We start from the raw sequence: 11,085 nt of genomic DNA, 5'->3' as shown, positions 1-11,085 counted from the left end.
TCACGCGGCTGCGACACCGGCGGCCCGGTCATGGGTTCGGCCACGCGTTCGGCAGGCAGCCCTCCAGGGACATGCTCTGTTGCACCATCACCGGTGCGAGCGAGCCGGCGGCGGGGCACTGCTCGTGCGGATGTCCCAGCAGGTGCCCCACCTCATGGGTCACGAGGTACTGGCGATAGGCCGTGATGTCACCGCCGCCGGCCAGGAACGGTTCGCCGCCGATCGCCCAGCGCTCCGCGTTCAGTGCCGCATGCCCGTTGCGACCACACGAGTACAACGAGACCGTGCGCAGCGGGGCACACATCTGATCGACGACGGTGGGTGAGGCGAGGACCACGCGCATCTCCGCCGAACCGTCGGTACGGGCGAAGCTCATGGCACCGCCCGCACCCCAGCCGCGCGGGTCGTTGAGGACCTCCATCACGAACCCCGCGAACACCGCGGCGTCGACGGGCAGTCCCTGCTCCACCTCCACCCGGACCTGCACCACCTCCGGAGCCGTCGGAACCGGCGCCGGCACCGACCCGGGCACCACCACCAGGTCCGCGCCGGCCACGGGGGGAACCTCGCGCCCGAGCACCCCGGCGGCCAGATCGGCGGTCTGCTCGGGACTCAGGACCGGTTCCGGGGTGGGCGGCGGCGGGCCAAGGGTGGCCAACGGCAGGGTGGCCTCCGGCTGATCGGTCTGGATGGTCTGCGCCATCCGCACCGCCGGCGTACCGGGGGGCCAGGCGCCCGACAGCACCGCGGGCGCGATGAGCCACCCGGCGACCGCCCCCACCAGGAGGGCAGCGACGATCAGGAGCCGGGCACGCATGGGTCCATCGTGTCATCGACCGGGACATAGACTCGAACCCGCAGCCGCTCGCCGGAACACATACGCCGCGAACTCAGTTGCACCGGAACCCCGGGCCCGGAGCCCGCCGACGCGGCGGGCGGCCCGCCAGAACTCGAGGAGAGCACCATGGAGATCACCATCGGCATCAAGAACGTCGCCCGCGAGCTGAACCTCGAGATCAGCGAGGACGGCGACGCCGTGGTCGCGTCGATCAACGAGGCGCTCGCCAAGTCGGCCGACGGCGCCGACGGCGCCGTGCTTGACCTCACGGACACCAAGGGCCGGCGCGTCGTCGTCCCCGTCGCGGCGCTCGGTTACGTGGAGATCGGCGCCGACGAGCCGCGCCGGGTCGGCTTCGGCACGCTCTGAGCCGTCCCCACCGGCGGTGGGCCGCCCGGCCGCCGGCGCTGCTGCCGTCACTCACCGAGCCCACACGCCGAGGATGGTGTCCATGACGCAGCGACCCGCGTACTTCGAGCCGGTCGGCCCCGGCCGCTACCGCCCCACCGAGCAGGCCGGCGGCGCCTGGCGGGACGACGAGATCCATTTCAGCCCGCTCGGCGGCCTGATCACCCACGCGATCGACCTGCACCGGGCCGAGCCCGACCAGCCGCGCGACGGCAAGCAGCTCGGCCGCCTCAGTTTCGACATCCTCGGCCAGCTCGGCCAGGACGAGTGCGAGATCCAGGTCGAGACGATCCGGCCCGGCCGCACCATCGAGCTGATCCAGGCCACGGCGAGCATCGCGGGCCGCGCGGCGGTCCTCGCCCGCGCCTGGTTCGTCGCCACCACGGACACCACGTCGGTGGCGGGCGGTGCACCGGAACCACTGCCCGCACCGGAGCAGGCACCCGGTCATCCGATGACCGAGACCTGGGATGGGGGCTACGTCAGATCCCTTGACGTGCGGGCCGTCTCGCCCGCACGGCCCGGCCGCACCACCGCGTGGCTGCGCACCGGCACGGACCTCGTGGCGGGTACGAGCGTGAGCCCGCAGGCCGCGTTCATCGCCCTGGTGGACACGGCGAACGGTATCGCCGTCCGCCAGCCACCGACGGCGTGGATGTACCCGAACCTCGACCTCACCATCCATCTGCACCGGCAGCCGGCCGGCGGCTGGGTGGGGCTCGACACATCCGTCACCTTCGGTCCGAGCGGCCTTGGGCTGACCAGCACCACGCTGCATGACGTCGCCGGACCGGTCGGGCGGGCGGAACAGATCCTGACGGTGCGGCCGCTCTGAACGGCCGTTGCGGGCCCGCGGCGCACCTGCACGCCTGCTGCCGCTAGACTTGGTGGGTACACGGTTGCCCGGTCGCCACTGAACCACTGGTAGATCACGCGGTACACGTCGGCGCAGGCCGACAACGAATCCTTCGCGATCGGCTGCCACGACCAGGTGTCCTTCCTCTCCCCCTCGCCGCGTGGGGCGGATCCGAGCGAGCGACGCCGCCAGCCGAAGGCACTTGCGTTGAACGATCAAGAGACCACCGCGTCCGACGTGCTCGAGCCGAGCACCGACGCCACCACCGAACCTGCGACCGAGGCGATCGAGGCGCTCGACGACGTCGTCGCCGAGACGGTCGACGCCCCCGTCGCCGACCCGCACGCCGAGGTCGCCAAGACCTTCGCCGACTTCGGCGTCAGCGCCGCGATCGCGGACGCCCTGGCCGACGTCGGCATCACCCACCCGTTCCCGATCCAGGCCTTGACGCTCCCGGTCGCCCTGCAGGGCCGCGACATCATCGGCCAGGCGAAGACCGGCACCGGCAAGACCCTCGGCTTCGGTATCCCGCTGCTGCAGGGAGTGGCTGGTCCCGGCGAGGACGGCTGGGACGCCGTGCGCCAGCAGGGCAAGCCGCAGGCACTCGTGATCGTGCCGACCCGCGAGCTCGCGGTCCAGGTCGCCGGCGACCTCGCCACGGCCTCCCGGAGGCGCTCGGTGCGCGTGCTCCAGGTCTACGGCGGCCGTGCCTACGAGCCCCAGATCGACGCCCTCAAGAAGGGTGTCGAGGTCGTCGTCGGCACCCCGGGCCGGATGATCGACCTGCTCAAGCAGGGCTACCTCGACCTGGGTCACGTGCGCACCGTGGTGCTCGACGAGGCCGACGAGATGCTCGACCTCGGCTTCCTCCCGGATGTGGAGACGCTGCTGTCCGGCACCCCGGCCACCCGGCACACGATGCTGTTCTCGGCGACCATGCCGGGCCCGGTCGTCGCGATGGCCCGCCGCTACATGAGCCGCCCCACGCACATCCGCGCGCACGACCCCGACGACGACGGCGCCACCCTGAAGGCCATCAAGCAGGTCGTCTACCGGGCCCACGCCATGGACAAGGTGGAGGTCCTGGCCCGGATCCTGCAGGCCAAGGACCGCGGCCTGACGATCGTCTTCACCCGCACGAAGCGCACCGCCGCGAAGGTCGCCGACGAGCTCAACGACCGCAACTTCGCCGCCGCCGCGATCCACGGCGACCTCGGTCAGGGCGCCCGCGAGCAGGCGCTGCGCGCGTTCCGCAACGGCAAGGTGGACGTGCTCGTGGCCACCGACGTGGCGGCCCGCGGGATCGACATCGACGACGTCACGCACGTCGTCAACTACCAGTGTCCCGAGGACGAGAAGACCTACCTGCACCGCACCGGGCGCACCGGCCGCGCCGGGAACACGGGCACCGCGGTCACCTTCGTCGACTGGGACGACGTCCCGCGCTGGGGTCTCATCGACCGGGCTCTTGAGCTCGGCATCGGCGAGCCGCCGGAGACGTACTCCTCGTCGCCGCACCTGTACAGCGACCTGAACATCCCCCAGGGCGTCAAGGGCCGGCTGCCCCGGTCCGAGCAGACCCGCGCGGGTCTGTCGGCCGAGGCCGTCGAGGACCTTGGCGAGACCGGCAAGCGGACCGGCGCCGGCGACCGCTCGGATCGTTCGGGCCGTGGTCCCGGCGCGAAGCACGACGGCGATCGGGCACCTCGCCAGCGCCGTCGCCGTCGTGAGGACGGTCCGGCCCGTCAGGGCGACGGCGGATCCACCGGTTCCGGCGCAGCGTCGCCTTCGACCGGGTCTGGCTCCTCGGACCCTTCCGCGCCGGCCCGCAAGCGCCGTCGCCGCCGTCGTACCGGCAGCGGTGAGTCCAGCACCACCACGGCCGCGCCCACCGCGGAGTGAACCAGGCGACCCCTGTGTGAAGCGGACGGGGCGTGACGGGCGATCGCCCGTCACGCCCCGTTCTGCTTCTCCGGCCCGCGGCGAGACCCGGTCGGGAGTCTCAGGCGGCCTCGATGAACGCCTTGATGGCGTCCGCGATGAGCTGCACGGCGATCGCCGCGAGGAGCAGACCGGCGATCCGGGTGACCAGGATGGTGCCGCCGTCACCCAGGACGCGGTGGATGAGCCCCGCGAACCGCATCGCCAGGAACAGGCTCAGGTGCACCGCCAGGATCGCGAGCAGGATCGCGACCCAGTCCTGCACACTGCCGTCGGAGCCCTGCACGGCCAGCATCGACGCCACGATCGCACCCGGTCCCGCGAGCAGGGGCGTGCCCAGCGGGACCAGGGCCACGTTGACCTTGCCGGAGGGTTGCGGCTCCTCGGTCTTGCCGGTGAGCAGGTCCATCGCGACCAGGAGCAGCAACAACCCGCCCGAGGCCTGCAGTGCGGGCACCGAGATGTGCAGGAAGTTCAGGATGCCCTGACCGAACAGCACGAACGCCAGGATCACGCCGAACGCCACGAGCACCGCCTGGCGCGCCGCGCGGGCCCGCTGCTTCGCGGTCATCGTGGACGTGAGGGCGAGGAACACCGGCACCGTGCCGGGCGGGTCCATGATCACGAACAGGGTGAGGAACGTGGTCAGGAACAGCGTGCCGTCGAGGACGGCGTTCACGGCCTGATCACCGCGAGCCTGCCCTGCTCCTCGATGCGGGCCAGGACGTCGGCCGTGGTCGTGTTCTCGCCCAGCCGGTTCGGCTTGCCCGCACCGTGGTAGTCGCTCGAGCCGGTCACGAACAGGCCGAGCTCGTCCGCGAGCGCCAGCAGTTCGGCGACGGCCGCCGGCGCGTGGTCGCGGTGGTGCACCTCGAGCCCGGCCAGCCCGGCCTCGGCCAGCTCCCGGATCACGTCGTCGCCGACCACGCGGCCACGCAGCACGGCCCGCGGGTGCGCGAAGACGGGCACCCCACCGGCGGCGCGGACCAGCGCGACCGCGGCGACGGCGTCGGGCGCGTGATACCGGACGTAGTACGGCCCGGCCGGTGACAGGACCTGATCGAACGCCGCGGACCGGTCGGCCAGGTATCCCTTGGCCACCAGGGCGTCGGCGATGTGCGGGCGCCCGATCGTGGTGCCGTGCTGCGCCTGCGCCTGCACGTCCGCCCAGGTGAGGTCGAAGTCGCCGGCGAGGAGGGTGACCATGTCCCGGGCGCGACTGTCACGGGAGCCACGGGAGGCCTGCAGCTCCCCCGCGAGCACCTCGTCCTCGGGGTCGTGCAGGTAGCTGAGCAGGTGCACGCTCATCCGGCCGGCGCGCGCGGAGATCTCCGTGCCGCGCACCAGCGCGACGCCGGTCGCGGGGACCTCCGCCGCGGCCTCCGCCCAGCCGGCGGTCGTGTCGTGATCGGTGAGGGCCACCACGTCCAGGCCGGCCACCGCGGCGTCGCGCATCAGCAGGGCCGGCGCGTCGGTGCCGTCGGACACACGGGAGTGCGTGTGCAGGTCGATGCGCATGAGGCCCCAGACTAGGGCAGACGAGGGCCCGGATCCCAGCACGTGAGACGCGCGCCGGGCGGCGACAGTGAGACGATGAGCACATGATGTCCGAGCCGACCTCCGAGTCCATCCCCGAGACGAGCGAGCAGGAGCTCGCCGAGCGGGGTTCGAACCGTTCCCAGCGGCCCCAGTCCCAGGCGTTCCGCGAGTTCGTGGGCGCCGACTGGGCCCCGCGCACCGAGCCTGACGTGACCCGGGAGCCGGTGGCCGATCACGCCGCCCGCCGCCGGGACGCGATCTCGGCTGCGTTCGCCGGCGAACGGCTCGTGGTTCCGGCCGGCCCCCTGAAGGTCCGCTCGAACGACACCGACTACCGGTTCCGCCCGCACTCGGCGTTCGCGCACCTGACCGGCCTCGGCACCGACGAGGAGCCCGACGCGGTCCTGGTGCTGCATCCCGAGGAGTCCGGGCACGAGGCCGTGCTGTACTTCCGGCCGCTGGCCGCGCGGGACACCGAGGAGTTCTACGCGGACGCCCGCTACGGCGAGTTCTGGGTCGGCGCCCGGCCCACCCTGGCCGAGCTCGAGACACGAACCGGGCTGCGTTGCGCCCACATCGACGAGCTCCCCGATGCCCTCGCCAAGGACGCCGGCCAGGTCCTGCTGCGGGTCGTGCCGGGCTCGGACGCCGAGGTCGAGGCGCTCGTCGAGAAGATCCGGGGCACCTCCGCCGAGGAGGCCGACGCCGCCCTGGCCGAGGCGCTGTCCGAGTTGCGGCTGATCAAGGACTCCTGGGAGGTCGAGCAGTTGCGGGCGGCCGTGGCCGCGTCGGCCGAGGGCTTCGCGGACATCGTCCGGTCGCTGCCCGCCGCGGTGGCGCACCCGCGCGGCGAGCGCGTCATCGAGGGCGTGTTCGGGGCGAAGGCCCGCGAGGAGGGCAACGGCATCGGGTACGACACGATCGCCGCCGCCGGGGACCACGCCACCACGCTGCACTGGATCCGCAACGACGGCGTCGTGCGCGCCGGCGAACTGGTGCTCGTCGACGCCGGGGTGGAGGTGGACTCGCTGTACACCGCGGACATCACCCGCACGCTGCCCGTGGACGGCACCTTCACCGACCTCCAGCGCACCATCTACACCGCGGTCCTGGACGCGGCCGACGCCGCGTTCGCCGTCGCCCGCCCGGGCCTGAAGTTCCGGGACCTGCACACCGCTGCCCTCGAGGTGCTCGCCGAGCGCCTCGAGCAGTGGGGCCTGCTGCCGGTCGAGGCGTCCGTGGCGGTCACCCCGCAGGGGCAGCAGCACCGCCGGTGGATGCCGCACGGCACCAGCCACCACCTCGGCCTGGACGTGCACGACTGTGCGCAGGCTCGTCGGGAGATGTACCTCGACGCCGAGCTCGCGCCGGGCATGGTGTTCACGATCGAGCCCGGCCTGTACTTCAAGGCCGATGACCTCGCCGTCCCCGAGGCCTACCGCGGCATCGGAGTGCGGATCGAGGACGACGTGCTGGTCACCGCCGACGGCGTGGAGAACCTCTCCGCCGCCCTGCCCCGGCGTCCGGAGGACGTCGAGGCCTGGATGGCGTCCCTGGCCCGGTGAGCTCCGCCGTCACCGGGGCCGCGCAGCGGCCGAGCCACCGCACGGGCGCCGCCGGGTACCGACCACCCGAGCGCGCGCACATGCTCGTGGCGGCCACCGCCGTCGGGCTCTTCACGACTGCGCTCTACGTCCTGTTCTCGTGGCGGCAGTGGGCACGGTTCCAGGTGCCGTCGTGGGACCTCGGCATCTTCACCCAGATCCTGCGTGCGTACTCGCACCTGCAGGCACCGGTGGTGCCGATCAAGGGCGAGGGCTTCATGATCCTCGGCGACCACTTCCACCCGCTGCTCGTGATCCTGGCCCCGATGTACGCGGCGTTTCCCTCCGGATTGACGCTGCTGGTCCTGCAGGCGGTCCTGATCGGGCTCTCGACGGCGGTCGTCACCGGGTGCGCGGTCCGGCACCTCGGCCGGCTGCCCGGTGCGTGCCTCGGGCTCGCCTATGGGCTGTCCTGGGGGCTGCAGTCCGCCGTGGCCTCGCAGTTCCACGAGGTTGCTCTGGCACTGCCGCTGCTGGCGCTGTCGCTGGCCGCACTGGTGCGCCGGGACCACCGTGCCGCGGCGCTGTGGGCGCTGCCGCTGCTGTTGGTCAAGGAGGATCTCGGGCTCACCGTGGCCGCGATCGGCGTCGTCATCGTGATCCGCGGCGCACGCCGCCTTGGCGCCGCCCTCGCCGCGGGTGGCGTCGCCGCGTTCGTGATCACCACCAAGGTGATCCTGCCCGCCCTCAACCCCGACGGCGTGTGGGACTACGCGGACGACTCGATCGTCTCGCTGCTGCTCACCGACCCCGGGGCAGCCCTGAACGGGCTGTTCACCGGGGTGGGCAACAAGGCCGCCCTGGTGCTGCTCGTGTTCGGGGTCACCGGGTTCCTCGCACTGCGCTCGCCGCTGGCGCTGATCACCCTGCCCACGTTCGCGTGGCGGCTGACGTCGGACGTGCCGTTCCACTGGAGCACCGATTGGCACTACTCGGCCGTGCTCATGCCGGTCGTGTTCCTCGCGGTGGTGGACACGTTCGTCTCGGTGCGTGGTGCCCGGCGGTTCGCTGCGCCGGTCGGCATCGGCGCCCTCGTCCTGGCGCTCGTGGTCACCGTGTGGTTCCCGCTGTGGCGACTGACCGACCCACAGACCTATGCGCCCTCCCACCAGGACGCGGCGGCCAGGCAGGTGCTCGAGCTGATCCCGGACGGCGCGGTGGTCGACACAGACATCACGATGATGGCCTACCTGGCGCCGCGCACCGAGGTCTACTGGGTGGGCAACGAGGGCAACCCGGTCCCCGACTACGTGGTCGTCAACCAGTCCTCCGGGATCTACGGCGGGTCCCCACCGTCCGACGTGGTCGACTACGCGACGTCGAAGTTCCCCGAGGAGACGTTCGTCGAGGTTTTCGCGCAGGACGGCTTCCTGGTCGCCGAGCGCGTCGCGGCTGCCGGCTGACTGGGCGGCCCCCGGGCGTGGGTGCCGACGCCGAGTTAGTCGGGTAACCGTCGAGGTAGCCGGTTGTTCACGACTTACTCGACGACTAGGAGACTAACTGGGCGGCGCGCGCGCCGGATCAACGGGCGAGCGGGTCCTGTTGCGGGGGCAGTTCCGCGAGCAGCTCGCGCGCCTTGCTGGCGCTCTCGGTGAGGCAGAGGATGGCGAACTTGCTGGCCACCACCTGCGAGGAGGACGTGAAGTCGCGGCGCCCGCCGGTGAACGCGTAGGAGACCACGGCGAACAGCATCCCGAAGCCCGCGCCGATCAGCAGCGCCGGCAGGATCGTGTTCAGCAGCGACCCGGTGCCGAACAGGGAGAGCAGCAGGCCCACGAACAGACCGAAGTAGGCACCGGAGGCGGCGCCCTGCAGCGCCGCCGAGGGGTAGGTGCGCCGGCCGGTGATCCGCTCGACCATCTTCAGGTCGGTGCCGACGATGGTCACGGCCTTGACCTCGAACTCGGAGTCCGCGAGGAAGTCGACGGCCCGCTGCGCCTCGAGATAGGTGTCGTAGCTGGCGATCTCGTCGCCGCGCGGCTGGGCTCCCCCGCGCGGGTCGGTCGGCGTTCCCATGGTTGGCATGGCGCCATTGTCCCCTGCTGGCGTGGCGGCTGTCACCTCGGGCCGCACCCGGGTCGCTGGCATAGGCTGACCGCCGTGAGTACTGCGACGAGCCGGGTCTTCGTGGCCCGCCTGGCCGGCACCGGGGTCTTCGACCCGCTCGGGGACCGGGTCGGGCGGGTGCACGACGTCGTCGTCCTGCTCCGCGTCAAGCTGCCGCCCCGTGCGGTCGGCCTGGTGGTGGAGGTCCCGGGTCGACGGCGGGTGTTCCTGCCGCTCTCGCGCGTCACCTCGATCGACCCGGGCGCCGTGATCACGACGGGGCTGGTGAACATCCGGCGGTTCGAGCAGCGGGCGGCCGAGACCCTGGTGGTCAGCCAGCTCTTCGACCGGCACGTCGCGATGCTCGACGGCTCCGGTGAGGTCGCCATCGAGGACGCGGCCATCGAGCAGCAGCGCAACCGGGACTGGCTCGTCACGAAACTGTTCGTCCGCCGTCGGACCCCGTCGAAGGGGGGCCTGTTCCGACGCGGCGAGTCCATGGTGATCGACGTCGGAGACGTGCAGGGGCTCGCCCCGACGGAGGAGCAGCAGGGCGCCACGGCGCTGCTGGCCACCATGGAGGACCTCAAGCCCGCGGACCTCGCGGACGTGCTCCACGACCTGCCGGACCGGCGTCGCCTGGAGGTTGCCGCGGCGCTCCCGGACGAACGCCTGGCCGACGTCCTGGAGGAGCTCGGCGACGACGACCGGGTGTCCATCGTGTCCGCCCTCACTGCGGACCGGGCCGCGGACGTCCTCGATGCGATGCAACCGGACGACGCCGCCGACCTGATCTCCGAGCTGCCGACCCACCAGGCCTCCGAGCTGCTGGAGCTGATGGAGCCGGAGGAGGCCGAGGACGTGCGCCGCCTGCTCGTCTACGCCGACCACAGCGCGGGTGGTCTGATGACCACCGAGCCGATCATCCTGCCGCCGGAGGCCACGGTGGCAACGGCCCTCGCGCACGCCCGCCGCGAGGACATCACCCCGTCGCTGGCCGCGATGGTGTTCGTGGTCCGACCGCCGCTGGAGACCCCGACCGGGCGGCTGCTCGGCGTGGCGCACCTGCAGCGGATGTTGCGCGAGCCGCCGCACGAGGCGATCGGGACGTTCCTGGACAAGGACATCGAGCCGGTGACGCCCGATGCCGGCATCGGGGCGCTGACCCGGCTGCTCGCGACGTACAACCTGACGGCGTTGCCCGTGGTGGACGAGGAGCGGCGGCTGCTCGGGGCGGTCAGCGTCGACGACGTGCTCGACCACCTGCTCCCCGAGGACTGGCGCGACGCCGACGACGACGTGACCGACCAGGCGATGGGGGACGCGCATGGCTGACGACGACAGCCTGGACACCCCCCTGTCCGCCCGGCGCCGCTGGCTGCCCCGCCGTCGTGAACGGGACAAGGACACCTTCGGCAAGGTGGCCGAGGCGATCGCCATGTTCATGGGGACCCCCCGGTTCCTGCTGTACATGACGGTCTTCTGCTTCGCGTGGCTGGCCTGGAACACCCTGGCCCCGGAGCACCTGCAGTTCGACCCCCGGGCCCTGAACTTCACGCTGCTCACGCTGATGCTGTCGCTGCAGGCCTCCTACTCGGCCCCGCTGATCCTGCTCGCCCAGGACCGCCAGACTGACCGGGACCGGGTCTCGGCCGAGCAGGACCGGCGCCGCGCCGAGCGCAACCTCGCCGACACCGAGTACCTGGCCCGGGAGATGGCCGCACTGCGGATGGCCCTGAACGACGTGGCGACCCGGGACTTCGTGCGCGGCGAGCTGCGCTCGCTGCTCGAGGACCTCCAGGCCGAGCGGTCCGACGAGGCCGCCGAGGAGAAGGGCTGAGAGCCCGCTCACA

Annotated in this window: 11 protein-coding genes; 7 read left to right on the top strand and 4 right to left on the bottom strand. The window is 72.2% G+C overall.

What is annotated here, in order from left to right; genetic code table 11:
* Nucleotides 1–28: 28 nt before the first annotated feature.
* Nucleotides 29–817, bottom strand: coding sequence for a DUF3152 domain-containing protein (locus tag GKS42_RS06455; protein WP_154793090.1), 789 nt, complete (start codon nt 815–817; stop codon nt 29–31).
* A gap of 147 nt (nt 818–964) precedes the next feature.
* Between GKS42_RS06455 and GKS42_RS06450 the strand changes: the two genes are divergently transcribed.
* The 3 genes from GKS42_RS06450 (at nt 965) to GKS42_RS06440 (ending at nt 4,004) form a co-directional block, all read left to right on the top strand.
* The gene (locus tag GKS42_RS06450; RefSeq protein WP_154793089.1) at nt 965–1,207 is read left to right on the top strand and encodes a DUF3107 domain-containing protein; all 243 of its coding nucleotides are present in this window, start codon (nt 965–967) and stop codon (nt 1,205–1,207) included.
* Between the two features lie 82 nt (nt 1,208–1,289).
* Entirely contained in the window at nt 1,290–2,081 is a 792-nt protein-coding gene (locus GKS42_RS06445; RefSeq protein WP_154793088.1) for a thioesterase family protein, read from the top strand.
* A 228-nt stretch (nt 2,082–2,309) separates the two neighbouring features.
* Complete coding sequence (locus GKS42_RS06440) at nt 2,310–4,004, top strand: DEAD/DEAH box helicase (protein ID WP_232847956.1); 1,695 nt, start codon at nt 2,310–2,312, stop codon at nt 4,002–4,004.
* Nucleotides 4,005–4,104: 100 nt separating this feature from the next.
* Here GKS42_RS06440 and GKS42_RS06435 read toward each other — a convergent pair whose 3' ends face one another.
* Both GKS42_RS06435 and GKS42_RS06430 read right to left on the bottom strand, forming a co-directional pair.
* Nucleotides 4,105–4,722, bottom strand: a complete 618-nt coding sequence (locus GKS42_RS06435; protein WP_154793087.1) for a MarC family protein — start codon at nt 4,720–4,722, stop codon at nt 4,105–4,107.
* A complete protein-coding gene (locus GKS42_RS06430) occupies nt 4,719–5,561 on the bottom strand; it encodes a PHP domain-containing protein (protein WP_154793086.1) in 843 nt (280 codons plus the stop codon). The genes GKS42_RS06435 and GKS42_RS06430 overlap by 4 nt, the downstream gene beginning before the upstream one ends.
* A gap of 86 nt (nt 5,562–5,647) precedes the next feature.
* Between GKS42_RS06430 and GKS42_RS06425 the strand changes: the two genes are divergently transcribed.
* Both GKS42_RS06425 and GKS42_RS06420 read left to right on the top strand, forming a co-directional pair.
* Nucleotides 5,648–7,147 carry an aminopeptidase P family protein gene (locus GKS42_RS06425; protein ID WP_154796577.1) on the top strand — a complete coding sequence of 500 codons (1,500 nt, stop codon included), beginning with the start codon at nt 5,648–5,650 and terminating at the stop codon, nt 7,145–7,147.
* Nucleotides 7,144–8,589, top strand: a complete 1,446-nt coding sequence (locus GKS42_RS06420) for a DUF2079 domain-containing protein (RefSeq protein ID WP_154793085.1) — start codon at nt 7,144–7,146, stop codon at nt 8,587–8,589. The genes GKS42_RS06425 and GKS42_RS06420 overlap by 4 nt, the downstream gene beginning before the upstream one ends.
* Before the next feature lie 118 nt (nt 8,590–8,707).
* Here GKS42_RS06420 and GKS42_RS06415 read toward each other — a convergent pair whose 3' ends face one another.
* Entirely contained in the window at nt 8,708–9,211 is a 504-nt protein-coding gene (locus GKS42_RS06415) for a YflT domain-containing protein (protein WP_154793084.1), read from the bottom strand.
* 75 nt (nt 9,212–9,286) lie between these two features.
* Here GKS42_RS06415 and GKS42_RS06410 point away from each other — a divergent pair, with 75 nt between their 5' ends.
* Together GKS42_RS06410 and GKS42_RS06405 are read left to right on the top strand one after the other, a co-directional pair.
* On the top strand, nt 9,287–10,567 hold the full coding sequence (locus tag GKS42_RS06410) for a magnesium transporter MgtE N-terminal domain-containing protein (protein ID WP_154793083.1): 1,281 nt from the start codon (nt 9,287–9,289) through the stop codon (nt 10,565–10,567).
* Nucleotides 10,560–11,072, top strand: coding sequence for a DUF1003 domain-containing protein (locus GKS42_RS06405; protein WP_154793082.1), 513 nt, complete (start codon nt 10,560–10,562; stop codon nt 11,070–11,072). The genes GKS42_RS06410 and GKS42_RS06405 overlap by 8 nt, the downstream gene beginning before the upstream one ends.
* The last annotated feature ends 13 nt before the right edge of the window (nt 11,073–11,085 follow it).

The organism is Occultella kanbiaonis (assembly GCF_009708215.1).
GTDB classification, from domain to species: Bacteria; Actinomycetota; Actinomycetes; order Actinomycetales; family Beutenbergiaceae; genus Occultella; species Occultella kanbiaonis.
Note: the sequence above shows the minus strand (reverse complement) of the source record. Positions and strands in the feature narration are given on the sequence as shown.